The organism is Kitasatospora sp. NBC_01300 (assembly GCF_041435235.1).
GTDB lineage: Bacteria > Actinomycetota > Actinomycetes > Streptomycetales > Streptomycetaceae > Kitasatospora.
In genome coordinates, this window is sequence record NZ_CP108409.1 from 947,501 (window position 1) to 971,038 (window position 23,538).

Genomic DNA, 23,538 nt, shown 5'->3' on the forward strand with positions numbered 1-23,538 from the left:
TGTTTTCCGCTCCGTTTCCGGCGCTTCGTTCATCCAACTCGCTGGTGTCTTCTGCGGCTTGACGCCCCGTCCGACGTTTCAAACTCTAGCCGATCCCTGCTCCGAAAAGCGAATCGGCCGCAATCCAATAAAACGAACACGCCGAATAGGAACCAAGCCGCGACAAGACGCGACCCAGCCCGAACCAGGAAATGGTGTTTCAAAAGGATTGGCCGCCCCGGGACCGTCCGCGCCGATGCGTGTCCGGTGCTCCCTGCCGAGCGACTAGGGAACACTACCCCTGGTCGGCGCCCAAGACAAGTAAGGACCGCGCGGCCGCCGCACGGGACCGAACCGGTGGTTCCGGGCCGCGGGCCCCTGGGCAGCTCTGCTCAGCGGTCGGGATGCTCGCGGAGGCGGCGAAGGGCCGGCCGAGCACCGTGACGGCCCCCGACGCGCAGGCGCCGTCGCCGCTGGACGAGACGGTGGTCCGGCTGCACTATCCCGCGCTGTCCCAGGCCCTGCTGTAGGGAGCGTCCCGGCAGCTGCGCAACCTCGCCACCGCCGCCGGCAACCTGCTCCAACGCGCCCGCTGCCCGTACTTCCAGAACATCACCAAGCGGCGCAACAAACGACAGCTGCTTCCTCGCGGCCGATGGCCTCCGGGAGGTGACTGGTGTGGTGGGGGAGTCGGTTTCCGGTCGGATGAGGCCGGATGCCAGGCATGGGTGGGTTGGCGATCTTCCCGGATGAGTGGCGGAGTGGCTACTCTGCGTGGCGGCGGGTGGCAGCGCACGGGCGCATGGGGCGGCCGGGGCCGCTCGCCGTTCGGGAGGAACGTCGCGTGACGCAGTCGGGTGTGTCTCACTTCTACATCGCCTACCGGCAGACGGGGCCGGAGCCGGGCGGCATCGCGGTGCTGGATGCGGCCACCGGCCGGATCAGGACGACCCAGGCCCTGATGGGTAACCGCGGCCTGGCCGCCCAGCCCGGCGGCGTCGCCACGAAGCTGTACGCCCTGTCCGAAGGGGGCTACAACGTCAGCACGGTCGACACCCGGACCCTGGAGACGGACACCCTCTACTCCGACCAGGAGAGTCCCTCGGCAACAGACGCAGCGGTGAATGCCGACGGCAGCCGTCTGTTCCTGGCCCAGGGCTTGGTCGTGTTCGAGCTGGACGCGGCCTCGGGGAAGGAGGAGGGGGACCACCCCGTCCCCCAGGAACCCGTCTTCAGCACCTGGGCGACCATCGCGCTGTCCCCGGACGGCAAACGCCTCTACCTGGGCAGGCAGGGTCAGAACTCGAACCGGAAGAACACGCCCTGCGTGCTGGCCATGGACGTCCCCGAGCAGGCCGAGGACGGGACCAACGCGCAGGACGACAACGCGGTGGAGACCGATCCTGGTCCGGGGCAGGCGGTCGACATCGCCGCCCCCGCCGAGAAGTACCACGCCGTCCGGGTGCTCCTCAGCGCCGACGGCGCCACCCTGTACGCGTTCGTGCCCCGTCAGGCCGACCCGCTGGTCGCCGTCGACACCGCCACCATGACCGTCACCGCCCGCGCCCAGGGCCCCGCCCCGACCGCCCTCGCACTGTCACCGGACGGCACCCTCCTCTACGCCGTCCACGCCGACCGTACAGGCAGCATCCTCAACGCCGCCGACCTCACCGAGACCGGCACCTTCCCCAGCGCCCCGGACGGGGCCCCGGCCATCGCCGTCGCCCCCGACGGCACCGTGTGCGTGGCCTACTCCGACCACACCTGCACCGTGATCGCCCCCGACGCCGAGGAGGCATCCACTCCCGCCCGCCTGGCCGGCGCACCGCTGGCTGTGGTGACCGCCGCAGCCAGCGAAGCCGACCCCCAACCCCAGCCCGAGTACGTCGGCCAGTACCGGCGCGATGCCATGCCGCGTCGGTACAACGAGAACTCCGACGGACACGGCATGTGGTCCACCGAGATCACCTGCGAGCAGGGCACCTTCGTACCCGCCTACGACAAGGTCTACGAGGGCAGCTACACCCTCACCGACGGCATCGGCGTCTGGCGCAAGGCCGTCCTGGGCGGCGGCGAGAACAAGAAGTTCTACCGCATCCCCGCCTGGGGCAACCTGATCGTCGACGGCGACGACGTCACCTGGCTGTAGGCGCCGCCGCGCCCACCCCGGCGGGCACAGCCCGAGGCGAACCGATTCCGACAGCAGTTCCAGAACACCAGCGGACCCCAGCCGCCGCGGCCGGGGTCCCCCCTTACAGGGCGCTAAGGCAAGTGGGCTTGATCGGCCGGCGCCTTGCAGGTATTCGGGGATTCGCCAGGCACGAACGGCACGTCCGCCCGCCGTCCTTCCGGATGTCGCACAGGTCGAGCGGATCGTCTACCCCGACCGCACGGGCCAGGAAGGGCAACACCTCGGCTCGCGGGTGCCGCTGACCACTGGGGTAGAAGCTCACTGCTCGATCGCTCGCGCCGCAGCATCGTCGGTGGGACGTTTGAGGACGATGCCCGATCCCGTTCCCGAACCATCTGGCAGCCCCGCAGGTCAGAGCCGTGACAGCTACCAACTCAGATCGGACGGGACAGCCAGTTCGGAAGTTGTCCTCGGTTCGTGATGGGTCCGCCGCAGCAGCACCGCGTCCAGATCCTCGACCCGTGCTCGTAGTTCGCCTGCGGCTCGGGGCGGAAGCATGAAGATAACCTCTTCGAGCTTGTCGCGGGCCCAGCCTTCGCCGCAGCAGTGGCAGGTGAATTCGGCCTCCCATGGCTTCCAGCGTCGCTTGGTCCCGTGGACTCGGGCGGACCACACGCTCACGGCCGTGGCGACGATGCCAGGAATCAGTCGGTCGCGCTCCAAGCAGCGGATGGCAGCGTTTGCGGGTCCTGACACCCGCGGGACATCGCGGTAGCGCACCCGTGGACTACTCCATGATCGTTGGCGCGATCGAAGTGATGCTGGCGCTCTACGCGGCATGGCCCCTTCCGGCGCGGTTCCGGTGCTGTCTCAGGAGGCGGTCGACCGGAGCTCGCAGGGCGGGTGAGGTCAGTTCCAGGTCGCGGTTGTCGCGGCCGTCGAGCATGTGGTCGAGCCAGCGTTCGTACCAGACCAGGAAGTCGGTGGCCGACGATACGTTGGGGCCCCAGAGGCCGTCGGCGTTTCCGGTGACGACGCGGCCGACCAGGGGGCCGGTGATGCCGAGAAGCACCAGGTCGGTGCACCCTGCCTCGATGATGTGCAGGAAAAGGTCACTTCGGTGAGACGGGCCGCCGGCGAACGTGAACCCCCGAGGGCGGCCGGGCTCGCCTCGGGGGTCCATCGTGAACAGCCGACATGACTGCAACGGCAGCAGGCCGTAGAACGGCGAGGCTCCGCTCCCGCCCAGTGTGGTCAGGAAGCTGCGGTAGAGATCAGGCAGTTCGACGTGGTGGTCGGCCTCGAACTCGGCGACCTTCGCGTCCGGCAACGGGGGTTCGAGGCGGAACCCGTGCTTCTCTTCGCCGAAGGAGTAGCTTCGCGGTGCGGCATAGGGCACCTTGGCGAGCTTGCGTCGGATGCGGGCGATCCGGGAGTCCATGCGAACTCTTCTCTCTGTCCTGCCGCAAACTACCTGCTCACCGGCAGGGGTGTCACCAGTGTGATCGGCTGCCGGGGAGAGAGGCCGAGACTCCGTGCCGCTTCTGCGGGCAACTGGGGATGGCCTCGCCCGTGCGATGAGACCAACAATCCAGTGAGAACAACGGCTTCGGGATAGGTCGCCGGCTCGAGAGGAACGCCGAAGGGGCGGACGCGCAGTGCGCGTCCGCCCCTTCGGCGTTCGTGGTAGCGGGGACAGGATTTGAACCTGCGACCTCTGGGTTATGAGCCCAGCGAGCTACCGAGCTGCTCCACCCCGCGTCGGTAGTACCGACCGTACGGCACCAGGCGGCGATCGCCTAATCGGTGACCCGGCGGCCGCCCCCGCCGGGCAGTCCTTCGCCGACAGGTGATGCAGCAGGGGCGAACACCCGCCCCGGCGTCCGTGCGTGCGATCGAAGACGTTCGGCCACGAACCCTCGGGAATTGGCTACTTTGCGTTATCGCCCATGTCGAATGTGTGACATGCCTGGACTGCTGGGCATGCTGCGGTCCGGGTCGACTCGCAGGCACAACTCCAGGAGTGAGACATGTTCAGCACCGTGCATGCCGCCAGGATCACCGCCGCCGCTGCCGCCACCGCCCTCGCCGTCAGCCTGGGCGTCGTGGCCGCGCCGTCCGCCTCGGCGACCGACAACTGCTGGCCCGGGGAGAGCAACCGGTGGTACTGCCACAACGTGCCCGGCTCCCCCGTGTACGGCATGGTCGGCAACAACCACGTCTACCCGGACCCGGACACCGTCGTCGGCTACATGAACTCCGACCCCAGCTGGTTCTACTGCAAGGAGGACAACCAGGCCTGGGTCGGCGGGCCGCACCCGACCCGCTGGCTGATGACCGTCGCCGACAACGGCCAGCTCGGCTTCATGAAGGACACCGCCATCACCAGCGAGACCGACCCCGTTCCGAACTGCTGACCCGACCTGGAGCCGATCCCCGCTCCGCGCGAGCAGGGGCGCAAGCAGGGGCGCAGCTGTCGCTCTACTCGCGGTGCCCCAGGAGGGGATTGCCGGGCCTGTCCAACCAAGCCGCCTGTCCGGCAGGTGTCACCGTGAGCCCGTACCGCTCGTAGCCGGGGCGTCCGGCTGCCGTCCACCGGGCGTAGGCGGCCTCCGTCTCGTCCCACAGCTGCCGGGGCCCGGACTGGCGGACCTCGAACCGGGACTCCCCGGGCACGGAGTCGACCGTTGCCCAGGACGTGACGGCCGTGTCGAACAGCCACCACGTCCAGCCGCCGTCACCGAACTCGTTGCGCCGGTAGTACACGTCCGGCAGGGCGAGGGCGCAGGCGAATTGCGCGAGCCAGTCGCCCCCGATGGCTTCGGGGTCGAGGCTCGTCCAGGACTGCGCGGAGTCGCCCGGCCATTCACCGGGCAGGTAGTCGTCCACCGGAGTGCACTGGTAGCGCTGCTGGCGCAGCATCATGAACGCCGCCGACCGGGTGAACGGACCGCTCGCCGTCCCGTCGTCGCCCACCGTGAGCCGCACGATCGCCCCGCCGCCCAGCAGCGGTGAGACGGGGCTGACGATCACCCCGCCCGGCCGGGTCTGAGCGACCCAGGCGGGCGGGACGTCCCGCAGTGCCACGGTGGAGATGATCCGGTCGTACGGGGCGCGTACGCTCCACCCGAGCGAGCCGTCCCCGCACACGACTTCGGGGGTGTAGCCGGTCCTGCGAAGTGCGGTGCGGGCTTGCGCGGTGACCTGCGCGTCCACCTCGATGGTGGACACCGTTTCGGCGCCCAGGCGGTGCGCCAACAAGGCCGCGTTGTAGCCGGTGCCCGTCCCGATTTCGAGCACCCGGTGCCCGGGGACCGCGTCCAGGTCGGACAGCATCTCGGCCACCATGGTGGGCATGGAGCCCGACGACGTGGGAGTGCGCCGGCCGCCGTCCTCGGCACCGTCGTCCCACTGCGTGACGATCGGCAGGTCGCTGTAGGCGAGCCGCATCCACCGCTCGGGTTCCTTGGTCCGGCTGCACTCGGTGTCGCCGCCGTCCTCGTCCGCCCAGATGGTGTCGGGGAGGAACGCGTGTCGGGGCACGGCCGCCACAGCCGGAGCCCATTCGCTGGGCAGGGAGCCAGCGTCGGTGAGCGCCGCCACCAATGCGGCCCGCTGCTGTTCGGGGGTCAACTCTTCTTGTGCTTCGGTGCCGGGGTCGGCTGCCGGCCGTCCTTCGAGGGGTTCGGGCCGATGGCCGGCGAGCCGGGCTTGGCGTGCCCGCCGCCCTTGCCGTCGTTCGGGCCACCCTTGTTCGCGTCTCCCATGGTCAGCGTCCTTTCTCGGTTCGGTTTGTAGGGGCGGTGCTGTCCCCGCCGCACCCGGGGCGCAGCGCGTACCCGCCGTGCGGCAGGGGTAGTACCCCGCCCCGGGCGGGATGGACCTCGATCGACAGCCCGGGATGGGAGTTCGATAGCCGAGTGCCTGCCCTGCGCGCGGTGTTCATCGGTTCGCTTGTGCTGGGAACGGCTGCTCGGCAAGACTTTCAAGGGTCTGACCGACCGGACGTTCGTCTGGCAGGCCGCCGAGTTGCTCGCCCGGGAGACCGGGCGGGACGCCCGGACGGTGCTGGTCCGGCCGGAACTGATCGTCGAGGTCGCCTTCGATGGCCTCCAGCGCAGCCCCGCCACCCCGCCGGGCCGGCCCTGCGGTCCACCCAAGTGGTGCGCTGCCGGCCGGACAAGAGCGCCGCCGAGGCCGACACGGCGCCCTGCGTACGGGAGTTGGCCACCGCCGAAGGCCTGTGAGGCCGTCCGCGCGGCCGGATCCGCCGACCCGTCCGGCGAAGTACCGCGAGTTTCAACGCACTGCGCCGCAAAGGGGGTTCACACACAGGGACCGATTCAGCCATTCTCGGCCCGGCCACCGTACCCCTCCGTAAACGGACCAGCGACGGCTAGGTTGACCGTGACAACGAGAGGCGGCCGCCGGGCAGCCGGCGCCGCCCTGGCGAAAGGTGCCCGACATGCAGGTGAGCGTCGACCGGGACCGTTGCTGCAGCTCCGGCATGTGCGTGATGAACGCCCCCGCGGTCTTCGACCAGGACGACCGGGACAGTCTTGTGAGGCTCCGTCAGACCGTCCTGCTGCCCGAGCAGTTCGACGACGTCAGACTCGCCGCCGAGCTCTGCCCGGGCCGGGCGATCACCGTCACCGGGGACGAGCCCGCGCGGACCGAGGCCTGACGGACCCCCGCCGCCGGCCCCGCAGGCCGCCGGGAACCTTCCCGGGCCCCGAACCCCACGAGAACACCCGCGACGTGAGGAGACCCCCGCCTTGACCACCGCACCCACCACCCCCGTCCTCCCGCTGCCGGCCCAACACTCCGGCGGCTGCCCGTTCGGCCCGCCGCCCGCGTACTCCGAGGCCGCCGCCACCGGGCCGGTGACCAGGGCCGAGCTGCCCGACGGCGACCTCTGCTGGCTGGTCACCGGCCTCGCCGAGGTCCGCACCGTGCTGTCCGACCGCCGGTTCAGTGCCGACATACGCCACCCGACCTTCCCGCTGCTGATCGCCGGCGCTCGCGAGCTGATCACCGACAATCCGGACTTCCTGCGGCTCGACGACCCCGAGCACGCCCGCCAGCGCCGCATGCTCACCGGGGAATTCCTGGTCAAGCGGGTGGAGGCGCTGCGCCCGGAGATCCAGCGGATCGTGGACGAGGCACTGGACCGGATGACCGAGGGCCGGACCACGGCCGACCTGGTCACCGACTTCGCGCTGCCGGTGCCCTCGCTGGTGATCTGCCTGCTGCTCGGCGTGCCGTACGAGGACCACGACCGCTTCCAGAGCCTGAGCCGCACGATGCTCAGCCAGGAGAGCACCGTGGAGCAGCTCCGGGAGGCCCAGGAGGAAATCCTGCACTACCTGAGCGACCTGACGGCCCGCAAGCGCGCACAGCCGCAGGACGACGTCCTCAGCCGACTCGCGGCGCGGGACGACCTGACCCCGGACGACGCGGCCGCCATGAGCGTGCTGCTGTTGGTCGCCGGGCACGAGACGACCGCGAACATGATCGCGCTGTCGACCGCGCTGCTGCTGGAGCACCCCGAGCAGATCCCCGGCCTGGCCGACCCGGCCACCCTGCCGGGCGCGGTGGAGGAGCTGTTGCGGCTGCTGACCATCGTGCACACCGGCCTGCCCCGGGTGGCGCTGGAGGACGTGGAGCTGGGCGGCGTCACCGTCCGGGCCGGGGAGGGCGTGATGGCGATGCTCTCCACCGCCAACCGGGACGAGGCGGTGTTCGGCGGCGCCGGCCATCGGGCGACGGACGAGCTGGACCTGTACCGGGACGCCCGGCGGCACCTGGCGTTCGGCTTCGGCGTGCACCAGTGCCTGGGCCAGCCGCTGGCCCGCGCCGAACTCCAGATCGCCCTGGAGACGCTGTTCCGCCGGCTGCCGGGGCTGCGGCCGGCCGGCGAGCGCGAGTTCCGTACCGAGTCGTTCATCTACGGGATGCGGTCACTGCCCGTGACCTGGTGAGCGGGGCCCAACGGAGAACTCTCACCGGAGTACCAGGCGGAGCTGTCCGGGCGATCATGTGCGGAGCCGGATGACGAGAGCGGCTGCGGGGTCAGGCGGTGGGCAGCCATGTCGGGCGCTGGGAGCCGCGGGGTACGAGGATCTGCCGGTAGGCGCCGGGGGTGTCCGACATCCTCACCTGATCGGTGATGCCCTGGTAGTGGCCGAGCGGGGTTTCGGCGGTGAAGACCTCGGGGTCCGGGTAGGCGTGGAGCTCACCGGTGCCGGCGGTCTGCTGCGCGTAGCCCTTGTCGAAGATGCCCATGGACAGGATCCACAGGGCGACCCGGGACAGGGACACGTGGACGCGGTAGCTGCCGCCGTCCACGGCGCGACGCCGCAGGGCCTCGGCGATGCCGGCCGTCATGAACCAGGAGACGAGGTAGTCGTTGACGACCGTGATCGGGGGCAGGGCGGGCTTGTCGCCGTCGCCCTCCAGGTGCAGCAGTCCGGTGAGGGCGCCGGCGGTCTGGTCGAAGCCGAGGTAGTCCTTCCACGGGCCGGTCCTGCCGTTCAGCGACACCGTGGCGTGGATCAGTCCGGGGCGCCGGGCGATGGCCTCGTCCTCGGACAGGCCGATGCGGTCCAGGAAGCCGGGGCGGCGGTTGGCGTAGAAGACGTCGGCCCCGGCCTGGAGCTTGTGGATGAGGGCCAGGCCCTCGGGGGTGTACGGGCTGACCGTGGCGGAGCGGACGCCGACGCCGGTGGTGAGGTAGGTGACGTCGTGCTCCAGCTCGTAGGGGCGCCACAGGTTCAGCACGTCCGCGCCGTGCAGGGCCATGGCGCGGCCGGCTCCGGCGCCGGCGATGATGTGGCCCATGCCCAGGGCTCGCACGCCGTCGAACGGGGCGGTGGGGTTGGCGGGCAGCGGCTCGGGCTCGCTGTCACCGATGCGGGTGATCTCCACCAGCGGCAGGCCGGCCAGGACATCGGTGTACTGGCGCTCCGTCAGGATCTCACCGGGGGTGCGCACCATCGGCATGACGCACCCGGCCTCGGCGCCGGCCTGCTCCAGTTCGCGGGCGTTCCACTTCGCGATCGCGGCCTCGACGTGTTCGGGGACGTCGCCCACACCCAGCAGCCGCTCGGCGGCCACCTTGATGTTGGGGTAGATGTTGAACGGCATCATCCAACGGCCGTCGGCAGTGCGGTAGAAGTTGTTGGCCAGGGCCATGTTGATGATCGACGGGGTACCGCCGGTGTAGCCGTTGAGGAGCTCCCACTTCTGCTCGTAGAACGGGCAGAGGCGGTGCGGGCCCACCCGCAGGTCCATGTGGATGTCCTGGCCGCGGCCGGTGCGGTCCTTCCACAGGGCGGCGATGGCGGCGGACTTGGCGACCATGGCGATGCCGGAGGCGGCGCCCAGGCGCAGCGTGCTGGGTACCACCGGGTCGGCACCTTCGAAGGTGATCTCGCCGCCGGTGTCCTGAGGTTTGAGCCCGATGCCGACGAGGACCTCGTTCGTCTCGGCGTGGACGTCGAACGCGTCGTCGGTGGCCGGGTCGGCGATGGCCTTGGTGATCTTTTCGGTGAGGGACATGACGTCCTCGTTTCTCACGTGTGTCGAGGTAGGCGTAGGCGGATCCGGGCGGAGCGGGCCGGATCAGGGCGGATCAGGGCGGATCAGGCGCGGTGGGTGTCGGCGGAGTCCGGCGTCCCGCCGAGGGCGCGCATCAGGGCTATCTGCGCGCGGTCGCGCTCGGCGGCGAGCTCGTCGACGGTCCCCTCGCCGAAGGCTTCGCGCGCCTGGCCGGCGAGCAGGGCGACGGTGGCGTCGTCGAAGGTGGGGTTGCCCAGGGCGGGCCACATGTCGGATTCCATGGCACGGCCGAGGTGCTCGATGAAGTGGGGCAGGCCGCCCGGGCCGCCGCCGAGGTGGAAGGTGCGGAACGGGCCGGCGACGGCCCAGCGCAGGCCGATCGAGGCGGTGACGATGTCGTCGAGTTCCTGCTCGGTCACCACGCCCTGGGCCACCAGGTGGACGCACTCGCGGAAGAGAGCGGACTGCAGGCGGTTGGCGACGAAGCCGGGGATCTCCTTGCGCAGGACCTGGGGCTCCTTGCCGAGCGCTGCGTAGAAGGCCCTGGCCTGCTGGATGGTGCCCTCGGAGGTCTTCTCGCCGGGCACGATCTCCACCAGCGGCACCAGGTGCGGCGGGTTGAACGGGTGGCCGACGATGAGGCGCTCGGGCTGCCGCATCGCCTCGGCGATGGCGGTCGCCGGGATGCCGGAGGTGGAGGAGGCCAGCAGCGCTCGGGTCGGGGCGGCCTGCTCGATGGTCTGCCAGATCCGCTGCTTGAGTTCGAGGCGCTCGGGGCCGTTCTCCTGGACGATGTCGACGTCGGCGACGGCGGTGGCCAGGTCGGCCTCGAAGGTGAGCCCGTCCGTCAGGTTCTCGGTGGGCAGGCCGAGCTCGGCCAGCGTCGGGGTGATCTCGTCCAGGCCCGCCAGGACGAGCTCCTCGATGTCGGGGCGCGGGTCGCTGATGACGACGTCGATGCCGTGGGCCAGGAAGAGCGCGGCCCAGGAGATGCCGATCACGCCGCCACCGATGATCGCGGCACGCTGGTAGGAGTCCGGGGTGGCGGCGCCGTTCTCGCGGGTGGCCGTGACGTGAGCGGGCTCGGATGCGGAAGTCATGATCTCGGAGCTTTCTTGAGGAGGGGGTGCACGGCTCGTCCTCCGCGGGTGCCGATGGAGCGGGTGCCGGCGGGGGGTGCCGATGGGGGGCCGGGGGGGGGAGGACTCGGCCGGCCGCTGCTGACGTCAGTCGGCGAGGTAGTCGTGGACAGGCTCGACGGGGTTGAGGGTCAGGTCCGTGATGATGTGGCTGGCGCCGACGATCTCCAGGACGGGCAGATCGGCGAGCGGGGCGATCGCGTGGGCGAAGAGCTCCAGGCGCGTGGGGCCGGTGAAGGCGCTCTTGACCGTGACGTCGGTGATCCGGGTGCGGACCAGCTCGCAGATGCGAGGGGTGCCGTCGTAGTTCGGGACGGTCTTGACCATGAAGTTGGGGGAGCAGATCTCCGCCCGCGCCTCCTCGGGATCCATGGGGTGGTGCTTGTAGCCCATGGTGGCGGTGGCCACGCGCAGAGTGCCGTAGTCGAGCGTGCCGACCAGGGTGTCGGAGTCGACGTAGAGCGCGGGCGAGCCGCCCTTCTTCGGGTACGCGCTGAGCTCGCGACCGCTGGAGATCGCCGGAACACTGTCGACGTACATCGCGAGGTTGAACTCGCCCGCCTCGCCCTCGTGTTCGACGGCGATGAGCTGGCCGGCCTCGGTGTAGTCGCCCAGGCCGGTGGTGTCGGGCATCCGCATGACCTCGAAGCGGACCAGCGGCTCGGTGACGGTGAGCGGCTCGGGGACCAGCCGGCGCAGCGCGTCCGGGTCGGTGCGGTAGACGACGTTGAGGTACTCGCGGTTGGTGAAGCGGTACCGGGTGGGCGCGTAGGCCGGGGAGTCCAGCGGGGTGGTGACCAGCCGGGCGACATCCTGCTTGAGCATCTTGGCCTCCAGGGAGAGGGGCGTGTCACCGGGACCGCGGGGTCTGCGGCTCCGCGCCCGGAGGGATCACGCCGATCTCTCCCACATCGGACATGTCGGGGGAAGGGCGCCACGCCCTTGGCCGAGCGCCCGCTGACAATTGGACGCCTCTCGACGGAGGCCTGTCCAATATATGATTGAGTCGTGATTCATATGGCTGAGGATATTAATCTCACGAAGCGCCTGCTCGAGCAGTTCCTCGCGGTGACCGAGGAGAAGCACTTCGGCCGCGCCGCAGAGCGCCTCTCCATGCGCCAGCCGCCACTCAGCCAGTCGATTCAGCGCCTGGAGCGGGGCCTGGGGGTGCAGCTGTTCAGACGGGGCCCCGGAGGGGTGTCCGTGACCGCGGCGGGCGAGGCGTTCGCCGTCGACGCGCGGCGCCTGCTCGATGCCCAGTCCGCTGCGATCGATCGGGTCCGGCGGGTCGCGAGCGGCCTGGACGGGGACGTCCGGGTGGGCTACGTCAGCATCCTCAGTCACCACTACCTGCCCGGTCTCCTTCGGGCGGCCGCCGAGGAACTGCCGGGGCTGCGCATCCACCTGCATCAGGACTCGTCGGTCGCCGTCGCCGACATGGTCCGCTCCGGCGAACTGGACCTGGGTTTCCTCCGCGACCCGTCACCCCTGTCGGCCGACCTGGCCAGCCGGGAGTTCGCCGTCGAGCGCATCGCCGCGGCCCTGCCGTACGATCACCCGCTGGTCGGGGCCGACGGGATCGACCTGGCCGACCTGAGGGGCGAGGACTTCGTCCTGCCCGACGCCACGGCACTGCCGACCCTGGCCCAGCAGGTTCAACTCGCCTGCCACGAGGCGGGCTTCACGCCACGCAGTCGCGCGGTGGCCGACGACCTCACCGGCCTGTTCAGCTACGTCGCCTCCGGCCTGTGCGTCAGCCTCGTCCCCGAACGCCTGCGCGACTTCCCCGTTCCCGGAGTCGCCTACGTCCCGCTGCGGGGAGAGTCGCCCCACCTGGAGACCGCCGTGGTCGCCGTGCACCGCCCGGGAGTGGACGAGGCCGTGCACCGCCTGCTGGAACTGATCGCCCGCCACACCGCCGCGTGATCGGAGGCTGGAACCGGCGGCCACCGGGCACTGTTCGGATACGGCCTCACCCCGGCCCGGGCGGGTGCCGGGTCGGGGTGAGGCGGGTCGGGGTGCGTCGGGTCGGGGTGCGTCGGGTCAACGTGCGCGGGTGACCGCTACTGGAGCTTCCACTGCTGGTTCCAGGCGTTGTTGCAGGTCCAGACGCCGAGCGCCTTGGCGTCCTCGTCGTAGGTCAGGCAGTCCTGGTCGGTGATCCGGATCTGGTACTGGCCGCCGCCCGCGCTGACGAGCTGCCACTTCTGCGCGTCGGCGCCGGTCCACGGCTTGGCCTCGGCGAAGAAGGTCTTGGTGTTCTCGGTCAGCGCGAGCCCGGAGACGGCACTGGTGATCTTGTACCGGCCGTTGCCCAGGGCGGTGAACTGCCAGGCGGAGTTCTTGGCGCCGCCGGCGGCGGCCAGGATCGAGGACCCCGTGACCACCGGGCCCCGGCCGTTCTTCACCTTGGGGTGGTGCAGCCCGGCGACGCCGGCACCGCCACCGCTGCCGCCCTTGCCGCCCCCGCCCTTGCCGCCGCCCTGGTGCGCGGGGACGGCCGGGGTGGTGCTGGTGTCGCCACCGTCGCCGTCGTCGTTGCCGTTGCCGTCGTCGTTGCCGTCGTCACCGTCATCGCCGTCGTCGTGCGCGGGGATGCCGGGGGTGCCCGGGGTGTCGGTGATCGGGGTGCCACCACCCTTGGGGACGCCCGGGACCGTGATGTCGCGGGCGGGGAAGTGGATGATCCGCTTGCTGTCGACGCAGCGGATCAGCACGCACGACCTGGTGGTGCTCACGGTCCGGTCGGAGTCGGAGCCGACGAAGGCCCAGTTCCCGTACCCGCCGTCGCCCTTGTTGGTGAAGGTCGAGTCACCCGCGAAGACCCAGATGCGGAAGTCGTCGTAGCCGGCCGGACCGCCCTGCGAATCGTGGTGTTGCAGCTTGACGGTGGTGTCGACCAGCACCCCGTTCATGTTCGCCTCGTACACGTTGCGGAACCAGACGGTGTCGTAGAGGTCGGTGCCGTCGTACTTGAACACCATGACGTTGTAGCCGGGGGCCGCGGCACTCAGCTGACTGGCCATCCCCTGGGTGAACGCGGCGTTGTCGGCCTGCGCCTGGAGGGCCGCGCTGCGGAAGCCGCCGATCATCGCACCGATGGAGTTGATCAGAGCCGTGGTGCAGTTGCCGCCGCCCACGCTGCTCTGGCCGTCGCAGTCGGCTGCGGCGGCCCGCTGCGGCGAGACCATCAGGCCGGCAACGGCCAGGCCCGACAGCAGGACGCCCGCGACGGCGCGTTGGGCGAGCGTGTGGGACCGGCGGGAGAGACCGCGCATGCCGAAGTACCTCGATCACTGGGAGTGCTGAAGTTCGCCCGTGGGGAAGGGACGATGCTCGGATGCTAGGTCCGCCCGAACGCCGCGCCCCGGGTCCCTGACAGTTCCCTGATGGATCACTGATGGATCACTGATGACCTGTTGGCGGACGGGCGTCACCGTGATCGTGCTGGCCGCCGGCATCGTCCTCGAGCCGCCGGCGCGGGGGACTCGGGTACGGGACCGCCGGACGGCCTTGCGGCCGGTCCGGCGGTGGGTGAACGGGTGGGGCGAGGGTCAGGTGATGGCCACGAAGCTGCCGACGTTCACGTCCTCCCGGGACCCGTCCGGGTCCAGCAGGGAGGAGACCCTCGACCGACAGTTGCGGTCGGTGAACAGCCGGATGGGGCCGTTGGTGAAGTTCACGATCGTGGTGTCGGGGCCGAGGCCGCGGTGGCACTCGCCGGGCACCGGGTCCGTGACCTCCTCCCGTTCGCCCCCGCGATCCATGATCACGACGCCGGGGGCCGCCGAGGCCGTGGAGGGGCTGACCAGGGACAGGGCGAGGACGCCGGCGGTGACCACGACCGCCGCACGCGGGCTGAAGCGCAGGTGCATGAGGGGACTCCCGTGCTGGGTTCGTCAGGGGGCATCGACGGGAGCCCGGGAACCCGCGTCGCGCGGCGTCCCAGTGACTCCCAATCACCCGTTACCCCTCCCCGGCACTACCTCCACGGGGCCGTACCGCGCTTCACCCGAACGGGCCTTCGCCCGTGCATCCGGCTACCGGTGCCGGGGAGTGGGAAGTCGGACGGGCCGACTTCCCACTCCCCGGCTGCACGCACTGATCCGAAGGGCAGGACTTATCCGGTGCGGGCGAGGGAGTCGATCCAGGTGCGGATCGCGGCTGCCGTGGTGGCGGCGTCCTCCCGTGCCAGGGAGAGGTGGTCGCCGGGCACCTCGACGCGCTCGTGCGGCAGCGGCCAGGTCGTGCGCCAGGAGTCGCCGTCCGCGCGCGCCGCCATCAGCGGGGTCGGCCGCGCGGCACCGACGAGGAGGGTCGGGGTGTCCACGGGCTCCGGGCGCCAGTCCAGGAAGAGCCCGGTGTAGGCGCCCATGGCCGCAACGGCGGCGTCCTCGTCGCCGGTGGACCCGTCCGCGTACACGTCCGCGCTCACGTCCGCGCCGAGGCCCGGGGCCGGCGGGGCGGCCAGGGCGGTCAGCCAGTCCGTGGAGTGGTTGCCCTGGTGGACGAGGTACGTGTCGATCAGCACCTGCCCCAGGGGGGCGGATCCCCCGAGTTCGAGGTGTCGGGTCACGGCGTGCGCGACAGCGCCCCCGGCGGAAGCACCGACCAGGACGACGGGCCGGTTGCCGGCGTGCCGCAGCACCGTCTCGGCGTGGAGGCGGGCGAGCGTCTCCCGGTCGGCCGGAACGGCGTACCCCGCGCCGATGCCCGGGTGCGGGAACTCCAAGACGTCCAACTCGCCCTCGAAGCAGGCATGAAGGGCCGCGAACCCGCCGCCCGGGAAGGCGGAGAACGGACGGTGGTCGGGGAAGAAGACCACGACCGGGGAGCCGGCGCGGCCCCGGGCCCGGCGCAGCGGCGGCACGGCGTGCTCCGCGGCGTCGTCGGCGCCGAACGTCGCGGCGGCCGAGGACGCCGCGACCACCAGGTGCATCGCGGCCGCCGGCCGGCCCTGCTCGCAGAGCGCACGGTACAGCGCCGCGAGCGTCTGCGCGGGGCGGCCGGCGGGCGGTGCGGGCCGGAGGCCGGGGCGCACCTGCGGTGTGCCGTCGGGCGAGTCGTTGGACAGGTCGCCTGGCAGGTCGTCGAGCAGGTCGAGGACGTGACGGGCGAGGTCCTCGATCGCCGGGTGCTCGAACACGACGGCCGCGGGCAGCCGCACACGCAGGGCCGCGCCCAGTCGGCTGCGGAACTGGACGGCCGTCAGGGAGTCGAAGCCGAGCTCGGCCAGGGTCCGGCCGGCGGGCAGGTCCTGCGCGCCGGAGTAGCCGAGCACTGCGGCCACGTCGCCGCGCAGCAGTTCCGCGAGCGCGGCCCCGCGCTCCTCGGCGGGCAGCCCGGCCAGCAGCGTGCGCCACGCTCCGGGCTCCGAACCCTCCCGGGCGCCCGGGGAAGGTTCGGTCGCACCGCTCCGCGCCTCGGCGGCGGGCCGGCCGTGGCGCGCCAGGTCGCGCAGCGGGGCCGGTAGTTGCCCTGCGGCGGCGCGCAGCGCGGCCCGGTCCAGCAGGACCGGCGCGAGCACGGGGGCTCCCGTCCGCAGTGCCGCGTCGAACAGGGCCAGTCCCTGGGCGGGGGTGAACGCCCGCACCACGTCGTCGGGCCTCGGGTGCCCCACCCCGTCGGTCAACTGGGCTGCCATGCCCGCGTCGTGGCCCCACATGCCCCACGCCAGCGAGACGGCGGGCAGACCGCCGGCAGCCCGATACTGGGCGAGCGCGTCCAGGAACGAGTTCGCCGCGGCGTAGTTGCCCTGGCCCGCCCGGCCCAGCACGCCCGAGACCGAGGAGAACAGGACGAAGGCCGTCAGGCCCCGGTCGCGGGTCAACTCGTGCAGGTGCCAGGCCGCGTCCGCCTTCGGCCGCAGGACCGCCGCCAGCCGCTCGGGGGACAGCGCGGCCAGCGCTCCGTCGTCGAGGACCCCGGCGGCGTGCACGACAGCGGTCAGCGGGGGGTCGCACTGCTCGATCAGCTCGGCGAGCCGGGCCCGGTCGGCCGCGTCGCACGCGACGATCCTGACCTGCGCGCCCCGTTCCGCCAGACTCGCGCGCAGGGCGTCGGCGCCCGGTGCGTGCGGGCCGCGCCGCCCGGTCAGCAGCAGGTGGCGGACCCCGTACGCGTCGACCAGGTGCCCGGCCAGGTCCGCGCCCAGCGCTCCGGTGCCGCCGGTGATCAGTACCGTGCCGTCCGGGCCGAAGGCGCCGTCCGGGTCGAGGGTGCCGGAGCGGCGGGGCGGGGCGCTCTCGGCCGGTCGGGGCTCGGGCAGGTGGGCCGCCGCCGGGACGCCGACCAGCCGTGGCACCGTCGCCCGACCGGCGCGCAGGGAGAGTTGGGGCTCGCCGCTGGCGGCCGCCGCGGGCAGCAGCCGCAGGGAGGCAGGGTCCTCGTCCACCTCGATCAGGACCACGCAGCCCGGCAGCTCCGACTGCGCGGTGCGCACCAGCCCCCAGACCGCGGCTCCCGCCAGGTCCGGCGTGGGTGCGGTGGCGTTCCGCGTCACCACCACGAGCCGCGAGCCCGCGGTGGCCGGATCCTCCTGCCAGTCCTGGAGGGCCTTGAGCACCCGCGTGGTCAGCTGGTGGACGTCGGCCAGCGGGCCGCCGTCCGTTTCCGGACCGACGGCGGTGAGTACCAGGTGGCCGGGCGGGGCCGTGGCGTCCGCGCCCGCCGTACCGTTCAGGGGCGAGGAGGGGCCGGCGAGGGGGACGAAGGCGGCGAGGTTCAGCTGGTCCGGCCCGAGGACCGTCCAGCCCGCCGACTGCGGTGCCCGGTCGGGCAGTGCGACGGGGACCCAGTCGGGGCGCAGCAGGGCACGCCGGGCGATGTCCGGCCCGGGATCGCCGTCCCCGGCCGGAAGTTCCCTGGTGGAGAGGGAGTCGACGCGCGCCACCAGGCGGCCCGCCGGGTCGGCGAGCGTGATCGAGAACGCGCCGCCTTCCGGGGCGGGCCCTGCCTCGCCGACCGGCGCGATCCGCACCCGGACCGTCGACGCCTCGGCGGCGTGCAGGCACACGCCGCTCCACTGGAACGGCACCCGGGCGCCGCCCGCGCCCGGGTCCGCGTCCGGGCCGGTTTCCTGGGCGGACGCGGCGAGCATCGAGGCGTGCGCGGCGGCGTCCAGGAGCGCGGGGTGGATGCCGTACCGGTCCGCCTCGGCCGTCCACGGCTCGGGCAACCGGACCTCCGCGAACACCTCGGCACCCCGCCGCCACAGCGCGCGCACGCCACGGAACGCGGGCCCGTAGGCCAGACCGCGCTCCGCCGCGACTTCGTAGGCGTCGGCGGGATCGATCTCCGTGGCGCCGGACGGCGGCCACCGCGTCAGACCGTGCCCCTCCGGTGCCGTCCCCGGCTCGGGCGTGCGGGCGAGCAGGCCGGTGGCGTGCGGCGTCCAGGCGGTCCCGGCGGTCTCGGCAGCCTCGCTGGTCTCGGCGGTCTCCACCGGTCGCGCGTGGATCTCGACGGACCGCCGGCCGGAGTCGTCCACCGCCCCCACCACGACCTGGACCCGTACCCCCGAGGCGGGCAGGGCCAGCGGCCGCAGGATCACGAGTTCCTCCAGCGTGCCGCAGCCGACCGCGTCACCCGCGCGCACGGCCATCTCGACGAACGCCGTCCCCGGCACGAGCGGCACCCCGCCGACGACGTGGTCGGCGAGCCACGGCTGGGCGCTCGCCGACAGCAGGCCGGAGAGCACCGTGCGGCCGGTGCCCGGCACCTCGAACGGCGGGCCGAGCAGCGGATGCTCGCCGGGGCCCGGCCGGGCCCCGACTCCCGCCCCGGCCGGGCGCGACGGGTCCAGCCAGTACCTCCGGCGCTGGAAGGCGTACGTCGGCAGCTCCACGCGCCGCAACCCGCGCCGCAGGCCGCGCTCCGCGAACACCGCGGGCCAGTCGACGCCGGCGCCGCGCACGTGGAGCCGGGCCACGGCCGCCAGCAGCGTGTCCGGCTCCCGCTCGCCGTCACGGGCCGCGAAGGCGAACACCGGGCCGCCGTTGGCCTGCGGGGCCAGGCACTCCTGCGCGTACGCGGTGAGCACGGGCTGCGGGCCGAGTTCCAGGAAGCCCCCGACGCCGTTGGCGCCCAGCCACTCCACGGCCTCGGCGAACCGGACGGGAAGCCGCGCGTGCCGCACCCAGTAGTCTGCGGAGCCCAGTTCCTCGGGCGCCACCCGAGATCCCGTCACGGTGGAGACCACCGGGATCCGCGGCGGCCGGAACTCCAGCGTCTCGGCGACGCGGCGGAACTCGTCGAGCACCGGCTCCACGAGCGGCGAGTGGAAGCCGTGGCCGACCTTGAGCCGCGTGCTGCGGCGGCCACGGGCCTCGAACCGCGCCGCGACGGCGAGGACCGCGTCCCGTTCGCCGGAGACCACCACCGCGCGCGGTCCGTTGACCGCGGCGATCGCCACCCGGTCGGCCACGTCAGCGAGTTCGGGCAGGACCTCGTGCTCCGCCGCGTCGAGGGCCACCATCGCCCCGCCGTCGGGCAGCGCCCGCATCAGCCGCCCGCGCGCCGCGACCAGGCGTACGGCGTCGGCGAGGTCCAGCACTCCCGCGACGTGTGCGGCCGCCAACTCGCCCACGGAATGGCCCGCCAGGAAGTCGGCCCGCACTCCCCAGGACTCCACCAGCCGGAAGAGAGCCACCTCGTAGGCGAACAGGGCGGCCTGGGTGAAGTCCGTGCGGTCGAGCAGGGCGTCCGGCGAGCCCGGCTCGGCGCGGATCACCGTGCGCAGCGGCCGGTCGAGTTCGCCGTCCAGCGCGTGGCAGACCTCGTCGAAGGCCTCGGCGAACACGGGGAACGCCTCCCGCAGTTCCTCGCCCATCCGCGTGCGCTGCGCGCCCTGCCCGGTGAACAGGAAGGCGGTGCGGGTGCGCGGGTCGGCCAGGCGCGTCAACGACCCCGCGCCAGGTGTGCCGTCGGCGATCGCCCGGAGTCCGGACAGCATGCGCTCGCGGTCCGCGGCCGGCACCATCGCCCGGTGTGTGAGCGCCGACCGCGACACCGCCAGCGAGAAGCCCACGTCCGCCGGCGACAGGCCCGGCCGGGCCTCGACGTGGTCGGCCAGCCGTCGGGCCTGGGCCCGCAGGGCCGCCTCGTCGGCCCCGCCGACCAGCCACGGCACGGCCGGCCCCGGCTGCGCGGGTTCCTGCGGCGCGGGTTGCCGGCCAGGGGCGCGGTCGGCGGCGGCCGGCTCCTCGATGATCACGTGCGCGTTGGTGCCGCCGATCCCGAAGGCCGACACGCCGGCCCGGCGCGGCCGACCGGCGGGCGCGGGCCACGGCCGGGCGGCGGTCAGCAGCTCGACCCGGCCCGCGGACCAGTCGACGTGCGGGGTGGGAGCGGCCACGTGCAGGGTCCTGGGCAGCTCGCCGTGCCGCATGGCCTGGGCCATCTTGATGATCCCGGCGACTCCGGCGGCGGCCTGGGTGTGCCCGAGGTTGGACTTGACGCTGCCCAGCCACAGCGGGGGGTCCTCCGGCCCCCGGCCCCGGCCGTAGCCGGCGAGCAGCGCCCGCGCCTCGACGGGATCACCGAGCGCGGTGCCCGTCCCGTGCGCCTCCACGGCGTCCACCTCGTGCGCACGCAGCCCGGCGTCCGCCAGCGCCAGCTGGATCAGGCGCTGCTGGGCGCGGCCGTTGGGCGCGGTCAGGCCGTTGGACGCGCCGTCGGAGTTGACGGCGCTGCCGCGCACCACGGCCAGCACCGGGTGTCCGTTGCGGCGCGCGTCGGACAGCCTCTCCAGCAGCAGCACCCCGGCGCCCTCGGCCCAGGCGGTGCCGTCCGCCGTCGCCGAGAACGACTTGCACCGGCCGTCGGGCGCGAGGGCGCGCTGACGGCTGAACGCGACCAGCGGGTTGGGCGTCGCCATCACCGTGACGCCGCCGGCCAGCGCCAGCGAGCACGCGCCCGAGCGCAGCGCCTGGGCCGCCTGGTGCACGGCGACCAGCGAGGACGAGCACGCCGTGTCGATGGTGATCGCGGGTCCGCGCAGGCCGAACACGTAGGAGAGCCGGCCGGAGGCCACGCTGCCCGCCGAGCCCAGGGCGAGGTGGGCCTCCAATTCGTGCGCGGTGAAGCGGGAGGCGTAGTCGCCGTACATCACGCCGAGGAAGACGCCCGTGTCGCTGTCCCGGACGGACGCCGGGTCGATCCCGGCCCGCTCCCACGCCTCCCAGGTGACCTCCAGCAGCAGTCGCTGCTGCGGGTCCATGGCGAGCGCCTCGCGCGGCGAGATGCCGAACAGGCCCGCGTCGAACTCCGCGGCGCGGTGCAGGAATCCGCCACTGCGTGTGTAGCAGGTGCCGATCCGGTCCGGGTCGGGGTCGTAGAGGGCGGCGAGATCCCAGCCCCGGTCGGTCGGCAGGTCCGAGATCGCGTCCTTGCCCTGCGACACCAACTCCCAGAGCCCTTCGGGGGATTCCACGTCACCGGGGTAGCGGCAGGCCATGGCGACGATCACCACCGGGTCCCGGTCGTACGGCTCCTCCGGCTCGGCGGTCCGCGGTGCGGTGGCGGTGACGGCCTCGGCCGTGGGTACGGCGGGCTCGGCGGGCTCGGCGGCGAACAGTTCGGTGTGCAGGTGGCGGGCGACGGCGGCCGGGGTGGGGTGGTCGAAGACCAGCGTCGTCGGCAGGCTCAGCCCGGTCGACGCCGCGAGCCGGTCGATCAGCTCGATGGCACCGAGCGAGGTCAGCCCGAGGTCCGCGAAGGTACTGTCAGCGAACGAACCGTCCTCCTGAGGCCCGCTCTCCGGCGCGCGGCCCCGGACCCGGGCCGTCTCGGCGCACACCCTCTCGCACAACGCGCGTTCCTGCTCCTCCCGGGGCAGCGACAGCAGCCCGCGCACCAGGGAGCCGCCGGCCGGGGCCGGGGCCGGGGCCGGCGCCGCAGCCGGGTCGCTGAGCACCGCATGGCGGACGATCTTGCCCGACGGCGTGCGCGGGACGGCCGCGATCTCACGGACCTCGACGGGGACCTTGTGGTCCGCGAGCTGCGAGCGGCAGACGTCGAGCACCCGCCGCGGGTCCAGGCCCTCCGGGCCGGGCACCACGAAGGCGACCGGGACCTCCCCGAGGACGGCGTGCGGCAGACCGAGGACCACCGCGTCCCGCACCCCGGGACAGCCCCGCAGGACGTGCTCGACCTCCGTGGGATGGATGTTCTCCCCTCCCCGGATGATCAGTTCGCTGACCCGGCCGGTGAGGACGAGGTGGCCGTGTTCGGCGCGCCGCCCGAGGTCCCCGGTCCGGTACCAGCCCTCCCGCAACGCGGCGGCCGTCGCCTCCGGCTGGTCGTGGTAGCCCGTCATGAGGTTCGGACCGCTGACCCAGATCTCGCCCTCGCCGCCCGCGAGGACGTCGGCCCCGCTGTCCGGATCGACGACGCGGACCTCGACACCGGGTACCGGCAGTCCGCAGGACCCGTCGACCCGGGGGCCATTCGGGCGGGCCACCGCGATCGCGCCGCAGGTCTCGGTACTGCCGTAGACGTCGAGCAGCGGCGCGCCGAGCGTCTCCTCCACCGCTCCGCGCAGCCCGGGCGGACACGGCGCGCCCGCCGTGACGCAGAGCCTCAGCCCGGGCCGCGGCGCGGGGAGCGGGGTGTCCTTCGCCGAGGCCATCAACCGGTGGTACGTCGTGGGAACGCCCGCCAGGACGGTGAACGGCCCGCCGAGGGCGGCGCTCGGGGTGCGCAGCGTGCGCCACAGGTCGCCGGGCGTCAAGGCCTCGCCGGGCGTGGGCAGTTCGCCGACGATCGCGGTGCTCGCGCCGACGGCCGTGGTGCCCAGGATCGCGAGGGAGTGCCCGAAGCTGTGGAACAGCGGCAGCGGCCACAACAGCCGGTCCTCGGAGGAGAGCCCGAAGAGCGGCGCGTAGCAGGCCGCCACCGACCACAGTGCGCTGCGCTGCGTGGAGAGCACGCCCTTGGGGCGGTGGGTGGTCCCGGAGGTGTAGAGCAGCCAGGCCGGGTCGTCGAGCCCCAGGTCGTCGGGGGCCGCGGGCCCGCCCCCGGTCGAGGCCGCAGTCTCGAAGAGGACGGTGCCGTCGGGGGCGTTCGACGGGATCGGGCCCGCCCCGGTGAGCACGGTGTGCAGGCCGCGGTACGCGGCGCCGAGGCGGTGGAGCTGCGCGAGGTGCGCGGGGTCGGTGATGATGGCCGAGGCGCCGCTGTCCCGCAGGTAGTGGTCGAGTTCGTCGTCGGAGGAGCGGGGGTTGAGCAGGACGCCGACCGCCCCCGCCCGCAGCACGGCGAGGCAACCCTCCACCAGCTCCACGCAGTTGCCCAGGCAGAGCGCCACCCGATCCCCGCGCCGGACCCCCGCCCACACGAGCGACCCGGCCAGCCGCCCGGTCCGCCGCTCCAACTCGGCGTAGCTGACGCCGCGCGAGAAGTCGTGGAACGCGACCCGGTCCCCCGACCGCTCGGCGTGCCTCCTCAGCAACTCCGGCAGCGGCCGCACCAGATCGTCATACCGCAGTTCACCACTCACGCCCCGGCTCCGACCTCTCGCCACTCGTGACCCACTCCCCCGTCGATCCCCTCCGTACCCAGTAACACACGGGCACAGACCGAGTCCTGCGGACTCGCCGCAGCTGCGCTCGCGGCCGCTGAGGAACTGCGGCGCTTCGAAGCCGCAATCAGGCCTCCGACCTGCGGAAACAGCAGCTCTCCAGCCCCAGGAGGGCGCGAGGTCACAGCACCGTGGACTTTGAGCGCTGC

General features: G+C 72.7%; 14 protein-coding genes, 1 tRNA gene and 1 pseudogene. 6 read left to right on the forward strand and 10 right to left on the reverse strand.

Going from position 1 to position 23,538, the window contains the following annotated elements:
* Window positions 1-467: 467 nt before the first annotated feature.
* Window positions 468-692 (forward strand): annotated as a pseudogene (locus OG556_RS37625) (hypothetical protein); the annotation flags it as partial.
* Window positions 693-823: 131 nt separating this feature from the next.
* Window positions 824-2,128 (forward strand): hypothetical protein, encoded by a 1,305-nt coding sequence (locus tag OG556_RS37630; protein ID WP_331744602.1) that lies wholly within the window; start codon window positions 824-826, stop codon window positions 2,126-2,128.
* Between the two features lie 811 nt (window positions 2,129-2,939).
* Here the strand turns inward: OG556_RS37630 and OG556_RS37635 are convergent.
* Entirely contained in the window at window positions 2,940-3,551 is a 612-nt protein-coding gene (locus OG556_RS37635; protein ID WP_331744603.1) for an SMI1/KNR4 family protein, read from the reverse strand.
* A 243-nt stretch (window positions 3,552-3,794) separates the two neighbouring features.
* Window positions 3,795-3,871 (reverse strand) — tRNA-Met (locus tag OG556_RS37640).
* Between the two features lie 269 nt (window positions 3,872-4,140).
* Between OG556_RS37640 and OG556_RS37645 the strand changes: the two genes are divergently transcribed.
* Entirely contained in the window at window positions 4,141-4,527 is a 387-nt protein-coding gene (locus OG556_RS37645; RefSeq protein WP_331744604.1) for a hypothetical protein, read from the forward strand.
* A 64-nt stretch (window positions 4,528-4,591) separates the two neighbouring features.
* Here OG556_RS37645 and OG556_RS37650 read toward each other — a convergent pair whose 3' ends face one another.
* Entirely contained in the window at window positions 4,592-5,743 is a 1,152-nt protein-coding gene (locus OG556_RS37650) for a methyltransferase domain-containing protein (RefSeq protein WP_331744606.1), read from the reverse strand.
* Window positions 5,740-5,877 (reverse strand): hypothetical protein, encoded by a 138-nt coding sequence (locus tag OG556_RS37655; protein ID WP_331744608.1) that lies wholly within the window; start codon window positions 5,875-5,877, stop codon window positions 5,740-5,742. Before OG556_RS37655 ends, OG556_RS37650 begins: the two co-directional genes overlap by 4 nt.
* A 698-nt stretch (window positions 5,878-6,575) precedes the next feature.
* Here OG556_RS37655 and OG556_RS37660 point away from each other — a divergent pair.
* Window positions 6,576-6,794, forward strand: a complete 219-nt coding sequence (locus OG556_RS37660; protein ID WP_331744610.1) for a ferredoxin — start codon at window positions 6,576-6,578, stop codon at window positions 6,792-6,794.
* A gap of 91 nt (window positions 6,795-6,885) precedes the next feature.
* Entirely contained in the window at window positions 6,886-8,091 is a 1,206-nt protein-coding gene (locus tag OG556_RS37665; protein ID WP_331744612.1) for a cytochrome P450, read from the forward strand.
* Window positions 8,092-8,182: 91 nt separating this feature from the next.
* Here the strand turns inward: OG556_RS37665 and OG556_RS37670 are convergent, their stop codons facing one another.
* The 3 genes from OG556_RS37670 to OG556_RS37680 all read right to left on the reverse strand — a co-directional run bounded on the left by OG556_RS37670 (window position 8,183) and on the right by OG556_RS37680 (window position 11,634).
* The gene (locus OG556_RS37670; RefSeq protein ID WP_331744614.1) at window positions 8,183-9,670 is read right to left on the reverse strand and encodes a CoA transferase; all 1,488 of its coding nucleotides are present in this window, start codon (window positions 9,668-9,670) and stop codon (window positions 8,183-8,185) included.
* A gap of 83 nt (window positions 9,671-9,753) precedes the next feature.
* A complete protein-coding gene (locus tag OG556_RS37675; RefSeq protein WP_331744617.1) occupies window positions 9,754-10,770 on the reverse strand; it encodes a 3-hydroxyacyl-CoA dehydrogenase NAD-binding domain-containing protein in 1,017 nt (338 codons plus the stop codon).
* Between the two features lie 126 nt (window positions 10,771-10,896).
* Window positions 10,897-11,634, reverse strand: coding sequence for an acetoacetate decarboxylase (locus OG556_RS37680; RefSeq protein ID WP_331744620.1), 738 nt, complete (start codon window positions 11,632-11,634; stop codon window positions 10,897-10,899).
* 192 nt (window positions 11,635-11,826) lie between these two features.
* Between OG556_RS37680 and OG556_RS37685 the strand changes: the two genes are divergently transcribed.
* Window positions 11,827-12,735 (forward strand): LysR substrate-binding domain-containing protein, encoded by a 909-nt coding sequence (locus tag OG556_RS37685; protein ID WP_331744623.1) that lies wholly within the window; start codon window positions 11,827-11,829, stop codon window positions 12,733-12,735.
* Between the two features lie 137 nt (window positions 12,736-12,872).
* On the opposite strand, the gene OG556_RS37690 is transcribed toward OG556_RS37685, so the two are convergent.
* The 3 genes from OG556_RS37690 to OG556_RS37700 form a co-directional block, all read right to left on the reverse strand.
* Window positions 12,873-14,087: an RICIN domain-containing protein gene (locus OG556_RS37690; protein WP_331744625.1), complete on the reverse strand. Its 1,215-nt coding sequence runs from the start codon at window positions 14,085-14,087 to the stop codon at window positions 12,873-12,875.
* Between the two features lie 276 nt (window positions 14,088-14,363).
* On the reverse strand, window positions 14,364-14,684 hold the full coding sequence (locus tag OG556_RS37695; RefSeq protein ID WP_331744627.1) for a hypothetical protein: 321 nt from the start codon (window positions 14,682-14,684) through the stop codon (window positions 14,364-14,366).
* 245 nt (window positions 14,685-14,929) lie between these two features.
* Entirely contained in the window at window positions 14,930-23,308 is an 8,379-nt protein-coding gene (locus OG556_RS37700) for a type I polyketide synthase (protein ID WP_371523114.1), read from the reverse strand.
* Between the last annotated feature and the right edge of the window lie 230 nt (window positions 23,309-23,538).

Excerpts from the sequence above, each read along its gene's own strand:
- OG556_RS37635 (WP_331744603.1), bottom strand. The coding sequence starts at position 3,551 with ATGGACTCCCGGATCGCCCGCATCCGACGCAAGCTCGCCAAGGTGCCC.
- OG556_RS37645 (WP_331744604.1), top strand. The coding sequence starts at position 4,141 with ATGTTCAGCACCGTGCATGCCGCCAGGATCACCGCCGCCGCTGCCGCC.
- OG556_RS37655 (WP_331744608.1), bottom strand. The coding sequence starts at position 5,877 with ATGGGAGACGCGAACAAGGGTGGCCCGAACGACGGCAAGGGCGGCGGG.
- OG556_RS37660 (WP_331744610.1), top strand. The coding sequence starts at position 6,576 with ATGCAGGTGAGCGTCGACCGGGACCGTTGCTGCAGCTCCGGCATGTGC.
- OG556_RS37670 (WP_331744614.1), bottom strand. The coding sequence starts at position 9,670 with ATGTCCCTCACCGAAAAGATCACCAAGGCCATCGCCGACCCGGCCACC.
- OG556_RS37675 (WP_331744617.1), bottom strand. The coding sequence starts at position 10,770 with ATGACTTCCGCATCCGAGCCCGCTCACGTCACGGCCACCCGCGAGAAC.
- OG556_RS37680 (WP_331744620.1), bottom strand. The coding sequence starts at position 11,634 with ATGCTCAAGCAGGATGTCGCCCGGCTGGTCACCACCCCGCTGGACTCC.
- OG556_RS37685 (WP_331744623.1), top strand. The coding sequence starts at position 11,827 with ATGGCTGAGGATATTAATCTCACGAAGCGCCTGCTCGAGCAGTTCCTC.
- OG556_RS37690 (WP_331744625.1), bottom strand. The coding sequence starts at position 14,087 with ATGCGCGGTCTCTCCCGCCGGTCCCACACGCTCGCCCAACGCGCCGTC.
- OG556_RS37695 (WP_331744627.1), bottom strand. The coding sequence starts at position 14,684 with ATGCACCTGCGCTTCAGCCCGCGTGCGGCGGTCGTGGTCACCGCCGGC.